Origin of the sequence: Hungatella hathewayi WAL-18680 (assembly GCF_000235505.1) — a bacterium.
In the GTDB taxonomy this organism is placed as follows: domain Bacteria; phylum Bacillota; class Clostridia; order Lachnospirales; family Lachnospiraceae; genus Hungatella_A; species Hungatella_A hathewayi_A.
The window spans coordinates 1171415-1189688 of record NZ_JH379027.1 but is presented as its reverse complement, the minus strand read 5'-3'; the positions used below and the strand labels follow the sequence as shown (position 1 = coordinate 1189688).

The window sequence follows — 18274 nt, the reverse complement described above, 5'->3', positions numbered from 1 at the left end:
TACTACTTTAGCGCGAAGTGCGCATCCCCCGGAGGGTTTCATATCATAGAGTACTTTCCTATGATATGAAAAAAGTACAAAAATTCGGGGACAATGTCTCCACCGTCCCCGAAGAAAAATACTGCTGATTTTTTTCCGTTCTTTACATTATAAAAGTATCTGCATCAAATGTCAACTGTAAATACTAATCGTTCCTGCGAACCGTCTCGCCGGCAATTTTCTCATAATACTTGACGAGCGCCGAGTGGTCTTCCCGCTCACAGCCAGCTGCCTTTAAGCTCTGCATCATCTCCATCAGCTGTCCGGTCAGCGGCACCGGTGCGCTGGCGGCATGAGCCGCGTTTAACGCGTTATTTAGGTCCTTGATATGCAGTTCCAGGCGGAAGCCCGGCTGGTAATTGCCGTCCAGCATCATCGGCGCTTTGGCGTCCATCACCGTGGAGCCGGCCAGACCGCCTCGGATGGCCTGGTAGACCAGTTCAGGGTCTGTCCCCGCCTTCTTTGCAAAGGTCAGCGCCTCGGACACCGCCGCGATATTCACCGCCACCACAATCTGATTCGCCAGCTTTGCCACGTTGCCGGAGCCAAGCTCTCCTACGTAGACCACGGAGCCGGCCATCACCATCAGCATGTCGTAGTACTTGTCAAACAGTTCTTTTTTGCCGCCGCACATCACGGACAGGGTGCCGTCGATGGCCTTTGGCTCCCCGCCGGATACGGGGCAGTCCATCATCTCAATTCCCTTCTTTGCCAGCTCCGCGCCGATGGCCCGGCTCTCCGTGGGGTCGATGGAGCTCATGTCAATCAGAACCGTTCCCGGCTTTGCCCCCTCGATGATCCCCCCTTTTCCGAGAGCCACCGCCCTCACCTGGGGAGAATTCGGCACCATGGTAATGACGGCCTCACACTGGGCCGCCACCTGGGCGCCGTTTTCCGCTCTGGACGCGCCGCAGGAGACAACCTCCTGAACCGCGGCTTCATTTACATCACAGACCACCAGCTCAAAACCAGCCTTCAATAAATTCTTTGCCATTGGTTTACCCATAATTCCCAAACCGATAAATCCGATTTTCATCTCTCAACCTCATCTTTCCCCTACAAGTTCTCACCATTTTCCCGAATCAGCTGCTGATACCAGTAGAAGGAATCCTTCGGTATCCGCTCCTGGGTCTGGTAATCCACATAGACAATTCCGAATCTGTCATGATATCCTCTGGCCCACTCGAAATTGTCCATAAAACTCCACTGGAAATACCCGGCAATATCCACGCCTTCTTCTGCCGCCTTTTTCAGCCACTGCAAATGTCTCTGGAGATAATCAATCCGCTGTGGGTCATGTACCTTTCCGTCCAGATGCACCCAGTCGTGGCTGGACATTCCATTTTCCGTGATGAAAATCGGTTTTTGATAACGCTCATACAAAAATCTAGTTCCCCAGTAGAGGCAGTCAAAATTCACATGCCAGCCGATGGCCGTCTTGGGACTTCCCTCCGGATAAGGAACATGGATGGCTTTCCCGTCCTCCCCAGCCCGCACCGGCTCTCCACGGTAGATATTCTGGCCGTAGAAATCCAGCGGTTGATGAATAATCTTCATATCATCCTGGCCGATTTTCGGCATATCCTTCTCCAGTATCTTCACCCCGTCCTCCGGGTAATGTCCGAGGACAATAGGGTCGCTCCACCAGGCCGTGTTCCAGGACCAGTCTCCATTTTCCGGCATCTCGAAGTAGGCTCTTCTGGCCGCCTCCACATCCCGCTCCTCCATGGTAACCGGCACCGGCACATTGGAGGTTGGCGCGTAGCCGATTCTGGCGTCCGCCACCTTTCCCCGGATGGCCTGGGCCGCCAGACCGTGGGCCAGCATCACATGATGGGCCATCAGCAGGGTTTCCTGGCGGGTATAGCGGTGTCCCGGCGCGTGAACGCCGTCCACAAAGGCAAGGCCGATGAATACCTGTGGCTCGTTAAATGTCATATAATTCTTCACCCGGTCGCCAAGACGCTCCGCAATCAGCGCGGCGTACTCCGCAAACCAGCGGGGCATGTCCGGATTCAGCCAGCCGCCCCGTTTGTACAGTTCGTAGGGCATATCCCAGTGGTACAGAGTCAGATAGGGGGTAATCCCGTATTTCAGCATCTCGTCAACCAAATCACTGTAAAAAGCAATTCCCTTCTCATTCACCGCACCGGTTCCCTCCGGCAGCACTCTGGGCCAGGAAACCGAGAAACGGTACGCCTTCACTCCCAGCTCTGCCATCAGGCGGATATCCTCTTTGTACCGGTGGTAGTGGTCACAGGCAACATCGCCGTGATGGCCCTCAAATACCTTTCCAGGCTCATGACTGTAAGTGTCCCAGATGGACAGCCCTTTTCCGTCCTCAAATGCCGCTCCCTCTATCTGATAGGAGCTTGTCGCAACACCCCATACAAAATCGTTTGAAAATCCCATATGCTCTCCTTTTTTTATATGTACATAATTCGGTTACATGCTGTTTCGTACAACTCAATGCCATTTCACACGGCCTGACAATGTTTTGTGCAGCTTAATGCTGTTTCATACCGCTCGATACTGTTTAATGCAGCTTAATGCTGTTTTTCTCCCCCAGCTTCCTGATAAGGAACTCCGGCTGACGTCCACCACATTCCTCCAGCAGTATCATCTTGACAGTCTTCCTTTCGCCCGTCATCATCGGGAAATAGTTGTCCTCGCAGACCATTTTCCTGTCACACTCAATCTCCACCATTTGCACAATGCCTTCGGAGTGAACCGTCAGCTCCCATTCCCGCTCTCCCGTCTTCTCCATCCGGGCATCCATAGGTCTGGAATCCACCTGCAGCTCCCCGTAAGGTGCAAACAGCAGCAAATCCTCCGAGACTACCACACCGTCCATGATGGCTCTCACAAACACGGTTTCCTCCGTCCGCTCCTGCACCTGCTCATAGAGACCTTCCAGCAGCAGGGCCAGCACCGTCTCCCCCGCCGGGCACACCGTCTCCGCCCGGAACTGGTTCAGCACCTCCCCAGCCCGGTTCATGTGAAATGCCTCCACACAGACCTCCGCCTCACAAGTCAAATGATTGGATAACAGCACCCTGACGTCCTTAAATTCCCGGTATGGGAAAATGGCAACGCTCTGGTACAGCCGTTTCACCACATAATAGCTCATCATTGGCCGTCCGCCATAATCCACACAGCCAAACTGGAACAGCGGGCCCCCCTTATTGAAGGACCAGTAGATGATTCCATGGTTGGACGGCCCCGTAAACCGCAGCTGGCTCAGCGCGTGATAATCCGCACGGGCCTGCTCCACCTCCAGCGCATGCAGATAACCCCTCAGGGAGTCCGTCTCAAACCAGCTGCTGAACGGTCTCCGGTTAAAGGTTGGCAGGGAGGTAAATTGATTCCATTTATCCGCCCAGCCCTTTCCTTCATACTCGGTCAAATCCATGCCCATACACGATTCCAGCGTCTCCGGTCTGGAGTAGCTCTCCGTGGTCCAGCAGGTCTCCGTCACAAACAGCGGGTCCTTAAACGAGTTATAATAATTTCCCCAGCAATGGCTGTCCCCCTCCGCCGGAGACTGGCACAGACTGCCGCCATGAGGCGAATTGTAGATATAGGGAATATCGGGACACAATTCTTCCACCAGGACGGGTGTGTGGACTCTCGGAAGCGTTTCCCCGAAAAAGCGCTCCTTGTCCTGCTTCCAGCCCCATTCATCCCAGCCCTCCTGCTGCTCATTTCCACCGCAGACCAGGCAGATGCAGGGATGGGAGCGGATGGTCTTTAGGACACCCTTCACCTCCTCCTTGTAGTTCTCCACGAACTCCGGATCGTAATCCGGGTACACATTGCTGTGGAGGAACAGATCGTGCCAGATGAGAATTCCCCTCCTGTCGCATTCACGGAAGAAGGATTCGTCCTCCACGGCTCCGCCTCCCCAGATGCGGATGGTGTTGACCAGCTGCTGCTCCGTCAGAAGGAACAGGTTGTCGTACTGCTCCCTGCTGCCATATACCTTTAAGTAATCCATGGGGATGTAATTCTCGCCCTTCACAAATATCTTCTGTCCATTGACTTCTATGTAAAATGTCTTCTTTCCCGACGGCGTTCTCTGTACCAGTCTCACCGTCCGGATGCCAATCTGGATGATCTTCTCGTCCGTCTGAACGCCATTCTCCCACACAGATACTTTCAGCGTGTATAAATACGGTTCTCCGTATCCTCTCGGCCACCAGAGTTTGGGGTTCTCAATCCGCACTGCGGTCTCCGTCGTCTCTTCCCCGGCCACATACTCCGTCTCCCAGACGCAGGTCTTCTCCCCGTCCAGAATCTCAGCCTTGACAACGACTTCCTCCCCAGCCAGGTTCTCCGCCTGGACAGCACATTTCTCCTCAGCCGTTTTCTCCGCCTGGTCAGCTCCGTCTTCCCCAGCCGGATTCAGCGACACGCAGATACTTCCCTCCGCACAGTCCCCAATCTCCCGCGTGGTATAAGCCACGTCCGTCAGATATCTTCCTGGATAGCCGTACAATTCCACCGGCCGGTTGATTCCGATTCCCAGAACCCCGGTCCCCACATTCAGCAGACTGGAATTCGTATAGAAACTCCTCTGGTACCGCCGGATCAGCGCTTTCCCCAGCAGTCCTTCCGTCTCTTTCCCGCAGGTCAGGCACTCCGCCGCCTCCAGCTTGTCCTCCACCATTCTCCCGTGGGCTTTGACCCGAATCTGAAGCCGGTTTCCCCTCTCCAGAAGCATTTCCGGCAGGATGGAAAACTCGTAGCTCCGGTACGCATTGACGGTCTCCCCCAGCAGACTGCCGTTGAGCCACACCTCGGAGAATGTGTCAATCCCCCACAGTTTCAATATCACGTGGGCCATCTTCTCCAGCCCATCAGGCCGGTCAAACACCGTCTCATACAGCCAGTCACTCTTCGCCACCCAGGCCGCGTCAAACGCCCCTTTCGTACCTGCATACGGATTGTCAAGCCGTCCCTGCTCCACCAAATCATACTGGACGCACCCTGGCACACTGGCCGAAATCCACTCCTCCGGCACCTCCGGCGTCGTCCCATCCGGCGCGCCTGCGGGATACTCTCCCACCCGCCAGTCCTTCAATTCCATCTTAAATAGGTTCATCTATCGTCCTCCCACTGTCTGTCCTACTGCTTGATTCCACTGACCGCAATACTCTGCACAATATTCTTCTGCAGGAACAAAAATGCAATCGTCAGCGGAATGGCGCTGATTACCGCAACCGCCATTCTCGGCCCATAGAATATCGCATCCTGCTGTGCATTGAAGATGGCGACTCCCACGGATATCACCTGCTTTAACTGGTCCCTGATAATGACTAACGGCCACAGATAAGAATTCCAGTTGCTCAAAATCTGAAGAATGCTGAGCGTCGCTATCAACGGCTTGGACAGCGGCACGATAATCTGCCAGAATATCCTCCACTCCCCAGCCCCATCAATATAAGCCGATTCCCTCAGAGAATCCGGAATCCCCTCAATATTCTGCTTTGCAAAAAATATACCGTACACATAGGCGAAATTCCCCACAATCAGCGGAATATAAGTATTCACAAGTCCCCACTTCTTGTACTGTAAAAACAGCGGAACCATCCTGGATTCAAAGGGAATCATCATAACCGCCATCATAAACAAAAACCAGAACTTCTTAAAGGCAAAGTCCCCCTTGGCAAACGCATACCCGCACATCAGCGCGAAAAACACACCGATCACCGTATTCACCGTGGTCAGAAATATGGTATTGAGATAATACCGGACCAGCGGAATACTCTGGAACGCCACACTGTAATTGAACGTCGTCGGCGTTTTCGGAATCAGGGAAAATGCGGGGAGACTGGACAGCGCTTCCCTGTCAAACGATAGCGAAATACACCAGAACAACGGCACCAGTTCTATCAGCAGAAAGATTGTCAGCCCCACAATGATGGCTGCTCTTCTGATCTTCTTTGCTTTCATAATCTACCTATCCTTTCTTCTCCGTGCATGTCAGCCCTGTTCCTTCTTGAAAAATCCGGTTGTCAGCAGATTCACCGCCGTCACGATAAAGGTAATCACAAACAGAATCATGGCACCGGCCGACGCGATTCCATACTGCGGGCTCTCGAAACTGAACTGATATATAAACATCAAAATTGTCTGCAATGTCCCACCCGGACGTCCGGATGGACTGTTTCCACCGATGATAAACAAATCCGTAAATCTTGCCAGACCGTTAATCATACCCGTAATGAATAAAAATGCAAAACAGGTCTTCATCTGTGGAATGGTAATGTAAAACCAGCGCTGGAGCCCGTTGGCCCCATCCACCTCCGCCGCCTCATAGATTTCCTGGGGTACCGACTGGAGGTTTGCCAGATTAATCAGCATGGAATACCCCAGATTCTGCCACACATACAGAATCGTGGCGCCGAACTGGGCATATTTAGAATCCGACAGCCATCCAATCGCCACCTCATGTCCGGTGAGAAAGGACAGAAGGCTGTTGAGCATACCGTGGTTGGTCTTTAACACCACCTGGAACACCAGAATCACGCTGACGCCGGTGATAATGTTGGGAAAATAATACCCAACCCGGAAAAATCCCTGCCAGATGCCTTTCCCGATACCGTTAATCAAAGACGCCAGAATAAATCCCAGCGGAATCGACAGCAACCCCATGAACGCCAGAATGAAGGTGTTGGCCAGGGATTTTAAAAATGAATTGTTATTTAAAAGCAGTTTATAATTGGTAAGCCCGTTAAATTTTTCACCAAATCCTAGCATCGAGACATCATAGAAACTGTACTTGATGGTCGTCATCATGGGAATATAACTTAAAACCAGCAGCGTAATGATACTGACGATAATAAAGGAATACCAGGTCAACTGCTTTTTCACAAAAGGTCTTGTTAACTTTGTTTGCTTATGCATATAAATTCCTTTCTGTGTTTCATTTCACGAATATCTGTGTAGTTCCCCACACAGGTCTGTCAGACAGGAAAGGAGCATATTTCCTGCAAATATGCTCCTCTCTCTCAGTTATTGCAGTGATTTTAAGAATTCATCAAGATTAGCCTGTACCTGCTTCGTCGCCTTCTCCGCATCCATATTGCCGACAAACACTTCGTTTAAAGCTGAGGTGACGTCCGTTGCAAAGGTACCGAAGTTAGTGCTGTCCCAGCAGTCATTGATGGAAGCGCTGAATGCCTTCGGGCAGGTGGTCACAATTTCATTGATCGCGTCATAGTAAGCCGGTTCCATAGCCCCGTCTAACAGCTTTAAGCCCTCCAGGTTGTTGGGAATGCAGTATGTATCCGCCAGCCACTGCTGTACCACCGGGTCGGTTACCATAAATTTCAGGAATTCCTCCGCCATCTCCTTGTTGCTGCTGGTGTTGCAGACTGACATGTTCCAGTCGCCCATATGGCTGGCGGTGATACCCTTAAACTCGCCATCCTCAATTTTGGGAAGCGGTAAAAACATAAAATCGTCTGCCAGGCCGGCGGTCTTAATCTGATTGTACACGCTGTATGACTCCTCCGCTAACACCATGGCCAGATTGTTGTTCTCCTTGTAGGCTTTCTCCAGGTCAAGGCCCTCGATGTAATCAGGGCTGGTGTACTTGGCAAGCTCCTGAAGGTAGTCAATCGTCTGAACCGCTTTGTCCATGGTGAAATCCACTTTGGTGTCCTTCATCTTCTCCCCGAACTGGAAAATGTTGGCGTTAAACCCTCTGGCCGCCCACAGCCAGTTCTTGTTGCTCTCCGATGCCTTCAGCAGGCTGATGCCGTATGTATTCTCTCCCGTCACCGGGTCCTTGCCGGTGGTCTTTTCCGCCAGTGTCACAATGTCGTCAAAGGTCCAGTTAGAATCCGGCAACTCCACCCCGTAGTGCTCGAAAATCCGTTTGTCTAACACCATCACCACCGGGTTTACCGTCACGGTAATGCCGTAGGGTACATACTCGGTCATCGGTGCGTCCTGCTCGTTCTTTCTGACGGAAGGCATGCTGATTAAGTCCTCCACCTCCGGGTTCTTCTTGAAGAATTCGGTCATCGGCTCCGAGATAGTAACTAACGACGCCCCGTGCACCAGCACATCCACATCCCCGCTCAGCGCGGCGGTCTGCATAACGGCCTTCCAGTTATCCCACGGAATCGGCTCAATCTCCAGCTTCACATTGGGATACAGTTCATTCCAGCGCTTCACCACAACTTCATATCCCGGTTTCTTCACCCCGGTAATCAAATCTACCGCGCCGTTTTCCCCCACCGTGGTAAATAATCCCGGTCCCGTCAGTTTCAATGTCCCCGACATCTCACTGACAGCTTCCCCGCTTCCACTGCCGCTGCTCTCCACGGCAGCACCGGTTGTCTGTCCACCGCTGGTTGTATCCGCCTGGTTCCCCGCCGGGCTGGAACAAGCCGTCAAACACAATGCCAGTCCTAAAATTCCTGCTGTCTTTCTTAATTTCATTTCCCTTCTCCTCCTCGTAAATAGTGCGAATCTATCCTCTGTTTGCTACACCCCATCGTTTTCTATACGTTCTGTAAAATCCCTGATTACGATTCGTAAAAATCCTGACCAGATAGCCGTATCCCCCAGCCATCGAAACTTTTTTTTAAAACCTGATTCAAACTGTCCACATCGTGATTTTTGATGGACTCGTATATTTTTCTGTGGTCCCGGGCAATGCCGGAATCGTCGGCCATCCCGCCGCAGGTCGGTATCGTTGACAGAAATACTTCCAGCATGGCCTCCCCGGTACGGATGACGTACGGGTTGTGGGTACACTGAAGGACACAGCTGTGAAATACCATCTCATCCTCCGAATCGGCCCCCTGGGTCTTCGTCTTCTTCTCCAGCTCCACCACAATCTTCTCCATCCTTGCCAAATCCTCTTCCGTGGCGTTCTTCATGGCCAGCATGGTAAATGCACTCTCATACATTTCCCGAAACTGTACCAGATGTTCCGTCGACTGCGGAATCAGAATCAACTGTAATGAGAGCGGGTTGATGGCCCCCGGACTCAGTCCACTGCACACATAAACACCTTTCCCCTGTTTTGACTCCAGCACTTCCAGCGCTTCCAGCATCTTAATCGCCTCCCTGACAGAAGAAATTCCAACTCCCATCTCCTCCGCCATATCTGCCAGACCCGGCAGCTTATCTCCCGGCTTCAAACGTCCCTGGACTACCGCTTCCTTGATGCTGTTCAGCACCAGATGCGACAGCTTGTCTCTGTCCTGCACCGAAGAAAATATCGTGCCGTCGTTCATTCTCCTCACCTCCTGGTATGGTATCCGGCTGCCGGATACTTCTGTGACAACCTGTGATAACTTTTTTTGATAAACTTTTATGTAATCAGTTATCTGATATTAACTCATCAGATGTCTTATATCTGATATTATAATCTGCAAACCAAATATGTCAATATCCTTTCTACATTTTCGTGACAAACGACAAATATCGACATCGTTCTTTATCTATTATTACTAAGCAATGGGGATGGACGAACAAAAAAGAAGGTGGTACCGGTGGCGCACACTGCCACATTGGTACAACCTTCTTTGATTTTATGTTTCCTGATTTACCGGATGGTCCGCGCCAGGTGCTTTGCCAGCACTGCTGTCGTCACGGCTCCCACGCCGCCGGGGACCGGGGTCGCCATGGAGGCTTTGTCCGTGATGGTGTCAAAGTCCACGTCGCCGCACAGCTTTCCGTTCTCGTCCACATTGATTCCCACGTCAATCACGATGGCATCCTGGCCCACGTAATCGCCGTTTAACATCTTCGCCCGGCCGGCCGCCGCCACCAGAATCTCCGCCTGGCGGCACTCACACGGCAAATCCGCGGTGCGGGTGTGACAGATGGTGACGGTGGCATTTTCCTTTAACATCAGCATCGATAACGGCTTGCCTACCACCATGCTGCGGCCCACGATGGTCACTTTTTTGCCGGAGATGGGAATCTCATTGGCCTTCAGCACCTCGATGACCGCCTCCGCCGTGCAGGGGGCGAAGCCCTCCGTATCCCCCGCGAATACCTTGGCGATATTGGCCGGGGAAATGCCGTCCAAATCCTTCCTGGGGTCTATCATGTTCTCGATGTCCTTCTCGCAGATTTGTTTGGGAAGGGGGCGCAGAAGCAGGATTCCGTTCACATCCTCATCCTCGTTGATGGCCTTGAACGCCTCCTTAAATGCCCCGTCCTCCATGTCCGCCGGAAATACATAGGACTGCACCCGCAGGCCGAATGCCTCCATCTTCTTCATGGCGCCGCGCTCGTAGGACATGTCGTCGGGATTCTCCCCCACCCGGACGATAGCCAGCTTCGGCGCCGGACCGTCATGGCCCGCCAGAATCTCCTGTACCTGTTCTTTGATCTTTACAGAAACCTCTGCTCCTTTTAATGTTATCATTGGCCGCTCCCTCCGTTCCTGCTGATATTACCGTGATTGCTGCCGTTGTCGCTGTTATCACTGTTATTGCCGTATTTGCCACTATTGCTGCCGCCCAGCCGCTCCAGAATACGGTTATAGATTCGGTCCGCCTCTTCCGTTCCCCGCGCCAGCATTTCTGCCGCCTGCTCATTGAAACGTCCGGCCTGCTCCCTGTCCTTCATGGACTTCGTGTTGATATAGACATTCATAATCGCGCCCGTAATGGCTGTCCGCAGAAACTGAACGGCCACGCCCACATCGCTGACCGCCATCACACTGCCCTTTTTCTCTAACTCCTCCAGAATCGCCATGGCGTCACAGCCCTGCTCCATAATCTCCATAGGCACCAGGGTCGCGTCCAGAAGACATCGTTCCATCACCTCAGTCTTATGCGCCTTCTCCTCCTCGGTCCCCGCCGGCAGTCCGTAGGACGCTGCCAGCGGCGCAAAGACTCTGGCGTCCTCGTCAGCCAGTTCCATCATTCTCGCCTGCATCTGCTCCAGACGAACCATGGCCGCCTTCACATCCTCCTCCACATCTGCATACTTCTTCTTGCCCACGGTCAGATTCCCCACCATCAGTCCCAGCGCCGTCCCCAGCACACCGGCCAGCGCCGACGCGCCGCCTCCGCCGGGAGTTGGCTGTTTCGACGACAGCGCGTCGGTAAACTCCTGAATTCCCATCTCTTTTATCATGTCGGTAACCTCCTTTACCCCTGTCCAATTACACGTTTTTCCGCTTTTTCCGGAACATTTCTTTCTCTATCTTACCATGTTCTCTCTATCTTTTCCACGAAAATTACCGCTATCACTAAAAAGGAATGAAAAAAGCTGCCAATTCCAGTAGTCAATACTTTCGAAACGGAAATACTTCAAATGCCTTCTTTAACGCCTTACCCCAAAACTCCCATTCATGTCCCCCTTCAAAAACCTCAAGACTGCAAGGAAGTTTTTTATCTGCCATCCTCTGATAAAACCTCTGGTTGTCCTCTAATAGAAAATCCTCTGTGCCACAGTATAGCTGGATATCCGGACATTCTTCCCTGCACACCCCCTCCAGCAGATGGTACAAATCATTTTCTGTCCCCCTAATCTGCTCCATCTTCCCAAAAATAGCTTCAAAATCCGGCAAAACCGTACAGAACGGAATAAGATTCCCCTCCTCCTTCAGCCTCATCCAAAACTTTGCCACATCCACTACACCAGAAAATCCGGCGACAGCCTGAAAACTGTCAGAGTGGGCCAGCCCCAGCTTCAGAGCCCCGTAAGCTCCCATAGACAATCCCATCGCAAAATGGTCACACCGCCTCTCTGAAATCTTGAAATAGGCGCTCATCTGTTTAGGCAGTTCCTCCGACAAATACGTCCAATAACGGTCTCCCGCCACCATATCCGTATAAAAACTCTTCCCTCCATCCGGCATTACCACCACAAGCTGCTTTCCCGCCGTATAGTTTTCAATTAAGGAATTCCGTATCCAATCACTGTAATCCCCCATATAACCATGAAGAAGATAGAGGACCTGATACCCCTCCTCCGGAACCTTCCTGTCTTCCATACCGTCAGGAAGAAGCATATTCACATCCGTCTTCGTTCCCAGAATCTGTGATGTAAGTGATAAGTGTAAAAATGACATTGCAGATTCTCCTCTTATTTATAATTTTCCACGGTCTCGTGACTGGCTAAACCAAACTCAATATTGGTAATCTTATCCACGGTCTCCCCGTTCAGGATTTTTTCCACAGCATCTAAGGAATCTGTCACCACATTCTGTGGCGGAACAACGATAAGCGCTTTGTAATACGGATGATCCTGCTCCAGCGCCGTAAACGGCTCCTCACCATAACCTCCACAGGAAAGTACACAGCAGGCTTCAGCCTGGGCTTCTTCAAGCGCTGTCACTGCTCCCCATGCATGATTGTCAACCACGCCATAAACCATATCTATCCCCTTAGCGATATTATTGTTGATAATGTTGGCTGCTATCTCACGGCTTCCCGGAGATTCCTGCTCCACAATAATTTTTGCCTTTGGCTCCGCCTTCAAAGCTTCTCTAAATCCCTCATCCCTGGCAGCCAGATGAGGATAGACCGGCGCATTTATCAGTACCACATGTACCTCCTCCTTCTCTTTCAAATGCTCCTGGATATAAGAAACCGCATACTCCCCAAGCGCTTTTCCTGTGGCATAATTATCCCAGGAAATACAGGTAGACACCCATTCATGTTCAATCGGTGTATCAATTGCAATCACCGGAATCCCAGCCTCCTGACACTTGTCAATTGCCGGCAATATCCCCTCCACATCTGCCGCTGACACCACAATGGCATCATACTGCTTTGCAATAAAATTCTCAATTTGCTGCATCTGTTTTTCATTTTCCTGATTGCCATCCTGGACACTTATTTCATATCCCTTTTTGGTCCCCTGGCTCTCAAACTGGTCCGATATCTCCGCCAGCCATTCATCATTTTTTGTAAACAGACAGACGCCTATCCGCAAATTCTTCCCCTGTGCTTCTCCAGTCTCCGCTTTTGCCACACTTCCAGCATCTGTTGCTTTGGCTGCGCTGCCAGCAGCCTCCTTTTGTCCACAACCTGCCAACAGCCCCAAAACCAAAGCCGCCGTTATCATGATTCCTGCCATACCGTTCTTTCTCATATCAATCTCCTTTCCTGCTCCTCGCCATTCGCTGCCTATACGCACAGCGCCATAATATGTTCCTGCGTTGCTTCTTTTCCTTCCAGCTCTCCTACCTTATGGCCTTTATACATCACCACAATCCGGTCACACATCCCGATAATCTCAGGCATTTCCGAGCTTATCATAATAATAGATTTCCCCTGTTTTACCAAGTTCCCCATCAGGCGGTAAATCTCACTTTTGGCTCCCACGTCAATGCCTCTGGTAGGTTCGTCCATGATAATGATTTCGCTGTCTGCCAGCAGCCACTTGGAAATCACCACCTTCTGCTGGTTACCGCCGCTTAAAAACTGAACCTCCGTATCTGTATCCGGGGTTGCCACCGAAAGCATGTCTACATACTTCAGGGCGATACATCGCTCCAGTTTCTTTTGGATAATGCCTCCACGCATAATCTTTCCAAGACTTGACATACAGATATTTTCACTGACACTGTCAATCTGAACCAGCCCCTGCTTCTTTCTGTCCTCCGGAATAAGTCCAAATCCCCTGGCAATGGCATCCCGAAAATTCCGGTTGACTATCGTCTTCCCTTTCAACCGCACCGTCCCTCGATCCGGCCTGGTAAGCCCCAGCAGCGCCAGCATAACTTCCGTCCTTCCGGCTCCCACTAAACCGGAAAAGCCAAGGATTTCCCCTTTTTTTAATGTGAAAGACACATCCTCAAACCGTCCTTTCTGTGTCAGATTTTCCACCTCCAAAACAATCTCACCAAGAGGAATCTGCTCTTTTGGATATTCCTGCTCTACAGTCCGCCCCACCATCAGGTTGATAAGTTGTGGTCTGGTACATTCTGTCGCCCTCAAGGTCTTTACAAATTGGCCGTCCCGCAAAACGGTAATATCATCTGCCAGATGAAAAATTTCTTCCATACGGTGGGAAATATAAATGATAGTCACCCCGGACTTTACCAGCTTATCCATAATGTCAAACATGACATCCAGTTCTTTTTCTGTCAAAGTGGCCGATGGTTCATCCATAATCAGCAGTTTGCAGTTATGATTGACAGCTTTGCATATCTCCACAATCTGTTTTTGCGCCACACTCAGGGTATCCACCAGCTGCTCCACCTTCAGATTCATTCCCAGACTGCCTATCATTTCCCCGGCTAACCGGTGCATCTCTTTCCAATCCACCAGGCCATTTTTGTAAATCAGATTTCCCAGAAAGATATTTTCCGTGATGGACAAGGTCTCACACAGCTTCAACTCCTGATGAACCACACTGATACCCAGCCGTTGGGCATCCGCCGGACTTTTCAGCTTTAATATCTGGCCATCCAGTTCCACCTCTCCCTGATAGTTTACATAAATTCCCGCCAGAATTTTTATCAATGTGGATTTTCCTGCTCCATTTTCTCCCATAAGGGCGTGGATAGTTCCCCGTTTCACAGAGAACGTCACATCATCAAGGGCCTTGACGCCCGGAAACTCTTTCGTGATTCCCCGCACCTGTAATATGATATCTTCCACTGCTTCCACCCCCATCCTAATTTTTCTTTTTATTCCGCAGCACATCTGCCGTGATGGCAATAATTAATACTGCCCCCTTGATAGCGTTTTGGTAAAATGGCTCTACATCCATCATCGTCATCCCATTAAAGAACATGATTAAAAAAATAGTTCCAAACAAAACACCTACCACTCTGCCTTTTCCCCCTGTGGTTGACAACCCGCCAATCACGCATGCAATCAGGGAATCAAACTCATACTGGCTGCCATTTGAAATGGAGACCGAATCCAGACGAGACATCAACAGCACACCTCCTACAGCTGCCAGCAGACCACCAATGACATAGGTGATGCAAAGATACCGTTTTGTAGGTATCCCGGCAAAGTACGCCGCTTCACTTCCACCGCCGATAGCGAAAATGTTGCGTCCCAGCCTTGTTTTTGTTGACACAAACTGGACGACCGCGTAGATGGCCAGCATAATCAGCACGCATATAGGAATCGGTCCCAAATATCCCCTGCCTAAAAATGCAATTTCCTTTGGCAGCCTGGCAATAGGGGTTGCGTTGGTGATGATTTTGGAAAAGCTCTGACAAACCATCTGGGTTCCCAGTGTAGCGATAAAAGCCGGCAGGCCAATATAAGCAACTAACAAGCCATTGCACAACCCTACCATACATCCCACTATCAAGGCACAAAAAATGGCCACCCATGGATTCACTCCCACAAACCGCATCAGATACGCCCCTATTACACTGCTAAAGCAGACACATTGCCCAAGAGACAAATCCAAATTTCCACTGATTACGATCAGGGCCTGGCCACTTGCCACGATGGCTAAAGCCGCACATTGCAGCAAAATGTTCTTTAAATTCTGTCCTGTCAAAAAATAAGGCGACATCAGGGAGAAAAAGACCCCCATCACAAGTATCGCAATCACTGCGGAATACTCTTTTGAAAAAGTTCCCAATTGTTTTTTTCAAACTACCTTCTCCTCCTTTTCCGAAACTCTCTTCTTGTAAAATTGTACAATCATTCTTTTCTTTATTTTGATTGTTTTACCCTGACATTCACATTCTACCATTGTTTTTTCATGCATTCTATATAAATTAGTTCACAGTATTTACATAATCGTTCAACTCTACTATAATAAGAAAAACAGGAGGTTTTCCATGGATGAGAAACAGTTTATTGCACAAACCCTGACCCATTCCTTACACATTCAGAAGGTTGTCAGTGCTTTTTACAGTGATTTAAATCAGGATTTTGTATCAAGGGGAGAAGCCCACGACTTTTGGGAATTTGTATATGTAGACCGGGGGTGCCTTCAGGTCAAGACCAGTAAAACTCTTTATCCTTTGGCTCAGGGCCAAATCACCTTCCATCCCCCAATGGAATATCACCGGCATATTGCCGATTTGACACAGGATACCTCTCTGTGCATTATTTCATTTTATTGTGATAATCCAGTGCTTCTTCCACTGGCAGGCAAGACTTTTCATCTGGAAGAGCAGCAGCGATACCTGCTGTCACAAACATTGACCTACGGGACCAAGTTATTCTCCGCTATGGTGGATTCCAGAGACTCCCTTTATCTGGTCCGCCGGGAAAACACTCCCACAGAGTACGACCAGGTTTTCACCAATTACCTCGAACTCTTTCTTCTTCTTTGTGTGACTGCAGTTCAGGAACTAAAGGATATGGAGTCTCAAAAAGAAACCGAAAGCGCGCTTTCCCGGAACCGCCAGGCTGAATTGGCCCAGCAGGCTGTCAACTATCTAGTGAAACACGTGACAGAGCAAGTGACCATTACCCAGCTTTGTAACTATCTTGGCTGCGCCAAGACTACGCTTTCTACCGCATTTCATGCTTATACGGGAAGCTCTATTATCCCTTATTTTAACCGGTTGAAAATTGAAACTGCGAAAGGACTAATCCGCTCCAGAGATTTAAGCCTGACAGAAATTGCCTCTTTGCTAAACTTTTGCAACTTAAACTACTTTTCCACTGCATTTAAAAACTATACCGGTATGTACCCCAGGGAATATGCCAAAAGCTTAAAAATCCACAATGGCGTCTATTTAGTCAATCCAGAGCATGATGCCATTCTTCATGATACAGGGCCGGACCCATCTTAAGCAGGATGCGGCCCTTTCCTATTGTTCTTTTCCTTGATGTCATGTGAGAAAATATGATATCCTGGCATTCCACTTTCTCCACTCTCACATATATATAAATTATATTCTCTCAAAGGAAGTGACTGAACATGCTGGAAACTGTTACGATGCTTACTCCCCTGCACTATCTCTATCTTGCCGGGGTTGTTGTGATATTGGCGGTTATGATATGCCGGAAGGATACTCCTGCTGTCTGTATCGCTTTTTTATTTTTACTGGGCGCTGTGGGGCTTCACAGCGTGATTGGAGGCGTGCAGGTGGTATTTTCCTCCATTTTATACGCCGCCAATCAGTTTATGGAAATCATCGCCACCATCGCGCTGGTCACCGCCCTGTCCAAGTGTCTCTCCGATTTGGGCAGTGACTATCTGCTGATGACGCCCATGGCAAAGATTATGAAAAATCCGCCCGTTACCTGGTGGATTCTGGGTTTTACCATGCTGCTATTCTCCCTGTTTTTGTGGCCGTCCCCCTCCGTGGCTTTGGTGGGCGCCATCATGCTCCCCTTTGCCGTGCGGACCGGGCTCAAACCGCTGGCCGCGGCCATGGCTATGAATCTGTTCGGGCATGGAATCGCCCTAAGCTACGACTTTGTCATCCAGGGCGCACCGGCTATCTCCGCCAGCTCCGCCGGCATTACCACCGCCCAGGTGTTGAGCGAGGGCCGGCCGGTCTTTCTGACCATGGCTGTCACCACGGTACTGGCGGCATTTTTCCTCAACCGGAAAACACTGGCCGATTCGGACTTCAAGGTCAGCGCTGCCGCCAGTCAGAAGGAGAAGCCAAAGACAACCAAAGCCTCCGTGGTTCTGGCCGTCTGCACGCCGCTTGCCTTTCTGGCGGATATCGTGTTTATGCTGGCCTTTGACTTGAAGGGCGGGGACGCCACCAGCATTGTATCCGGAACAGCGGTTCTTCTCATGTGCTTTGGCGCCATTATGGGCTTTGGAAGACAGTCTCTGGAGAAAATCACCGACTACGTGACCGACGGCTTCCTCTTCGCCATCCGCATTTTCGCCCCGGTGATTATCATCGGAGCGTTCTTCTTTTTGGGCAGCTCCGGCATCACGGAAATCATCGGAAAGGGGTACGAAAACGGCATTATGAACGACTGGGCCGTCTGGCTGGCACAGCACGCGCCTCTGAACAAATATATGACCGCCATGATTCAGATGATTGTGGGCGGACTGACCGGCCTGGACGGCTCCGGCTTTTCCGGGCTCCCATTGACCGGCGCCCTGGCCAGAACCTTCGGCACGGCAGTCAACGCTTCCGTTCCGGTGCTGGCCGCCCTGGGCCAGATCGCCGCCATCTTTGTGGGAGGTGGAACTATCGTCCCCTGGGGCATCATCCCGGTGGCCGCTATCTGCAATATCAGCCCCATCGAGCTTGCCAGAAAGAACCTGGCGCCTGTCCTTATCGGGTTTTTGTGTACCTTCCTGGTGGCCTGTCTTATTTTGTAGGGAAATGTTCACGGGCCCGGCT

The 18274-nt window shown here is 50.8% G+C and carries 15 protein-coding genes; 2 read left to right on the top strand and 13 right to left on the bottom strand.

Going from position 1 to position 18274, the window contains the following annotated elements; genetic code table 11:
• Positions 1-184: 184 nt before the first annotated feature.
• From garR to HMPREF9473_RS05355, 13 genes are all read right to left on the bottom strand, one after another.
• The gene (gene garR, locus HMPREF9473_RS05415; protein ID WP_006779058.1) at positions 185-1075 is read right to left on the bottom strand and encodes a 2-hydroxy-3-oxopropionate reductase; all 891 of its coding nucleotides are present in this window, start codon (positions 1073-1075) and stop codon (positions 185-187) included.
• Between the two features lie 20 nt (positions 1076-1095).
• Positions 1096-2451: a GH1 family beta-glucosidase gene (locus HMPREF9473_RS05410; RefSeq protein WP_006779057.1), complete on the bottom strand. Its 1356-nt coding sequence runs from the start codon at positions 2449-2451 to the stop codon at positions 1096-1098.
• Positions 2452-2575: 124 nt separating this feature from the next.
• On the bottom strand, positions 2576-5143 hold the full coding sequence (locus tag HMPREF9473_RS05405) for a glycoside hydrolase family 2 protein (RefSeq protein WP_006779056.1): 2568 nt from the start codon (positions 5141-5143) through the stop codon (positions 2576-2578).
• Between the two features lie 23 nt (positions 5144-5166).
• Positions 5167-5994 carry a carbohydrate ABC transporter permease gene (locus HMPREF9473_RS05400; protein ID WP_006779055.1) on the bottom strand — a complete coding sequence of 276 codons (828 nt, stop codon included), beginning with the start codon at positions 5992-5994 and terminating at the stop codon, positions 5167-5169.
• A 30-nt stretch (positions 5995-6024) separates the two neighbouring features.
• Positions 6025-6915, bottom strand: a complete 891-nt coding sequence (locus tag HMPREF9473_RS05395) for a carbohydrate ABC transporter permease (protein WP_242830778.1) — start codon at positions 6913-6915, stop codon at positions 6025-6027.
• Positions 6916-7056: 141 nt separating this feature from the next.
• Positions 7057-8493, bottom strand: a complete 1437-nt coding sequence (locus HMPREF9473_RS05390; RefSeq protein ID WP_006779053.1) for an ABC transporter substrate-binding protein — start codon at positions 8491-8493, stop codon at positions 7057-7059.
• Between the two features lie 86 nt (positions 8494-8579).
• The gene (locus HMPREF9473_RS05385) at positions 8580-9296 is read right to left on the bottom strand and encodes a FadR/GntR family transcriptional regulator (protein WP_006779052.1); all 717 of its coding nucleotides are present in this window, start codon (positions 9294-9296) and stop codon (positions 8580-8582) included.
• A gap of 311 nt (positions 9297-9607) precedes the next feature.
• Positions 9608-10438, bottom strand: coding sequence for a bifunctional 5,10-methylenetetrahydrofolate dehydrogenase/5,10-methenyltetrahydrofolate cyclohydrolase (locus HMPREF9473_RS05380; protein WP_006779051.1), 831 nt, complete (start codon positions 10436-10438; stop codon positions 9608-9610).
• Positions 10435-11154, bottom strand: a complete 720-nt coding sequence (locus HMPREF9473_RS05375; protein WP_006779050.1) for a cyclodeaminase/cyclohydrolase family protein — start codon at positions 11152-11154, stop codon at positions 10435-10437. Before HMPREF9473_RS05375 ends, HMPREF9473_RS05380 begins: the two co-directional genes overlap by 4 nt.
• Positions 11155-11305: 151 nt before the next feature.
• On the bottom strand, positions 11306-12094 hold the full coding sequence (locus HMPREF9473_RS05370; RefSeq protein WP_006779049.1) for an alpha/beta hydrolase: 789 nt from the start codon (positions 12092-12094) through the stop codon (positions 11306-11308).
• 14 nt (positions 12095-12108) lie between these two features.
• Positions 12109-13119 (bottom strand): sugar ABC transporter substrate-binding protein, encoded by a 1011-nt coding sequence (locus tag HMPREF9473_RS05365; RefSeq protein ID WP_006779048.1) that lies wholly within the window; start codon positions 13117-13119, stop codon positions 12109-12111.
• A 35-nt stretch (positions 13120-13154) separates the two neighbouring features.
• On the bottom strand, positions 13155-14648 hold the full coding sequence (locus HMPREF9473_RS05360; protein WP_034858000.1) for a sugar ABC transporter ATP-binding protein: 1494 nt from the start codon (positions 14646-14648) through the stop codon (positions 13155-13157).
• Position 14649: 1 nt separating this feature from the next.
• Complete coding sequence (locus tag HMPREF9473_RS05355) at positions 14650-15582, bottom strand: ABC transporter permease (protein WP_034857997.1); 933 nt, start codon at positions 15580-15582, stop codon at positions 14650-14652.
• Between the two features lie 202 nt (positions 15583-15784).
• Between HMPREF9473_RS05355 and HMPREF9473_RS05350 the strand changes: the two genes are divergently transcribed.
• Positions 15785-16750: an AraC family transcriptional regulator gene (locus tag HMPREF9473_RS05350; RefSeq protein ID WP_006779045.1), complete on the top strand. Its 966-nt coding sequence runs from the start codon at positions 15785-15787 to the stop codon at positions 16748-16750.
• A gap of 128 nt (positions 16751-16878) precedes the next feature.
• Complete coding sequence (locus HMPREF9473_RS05345) at positions 16879-18252, top strand: hypothetical protein (RefSeq protein ID WP_006779044.1); 1374 nt, start codon at positions 16879-16881, stop codon at positions 18250-18252.
• Positions 18253-18274: the final 22 nt, after the last annotated feature.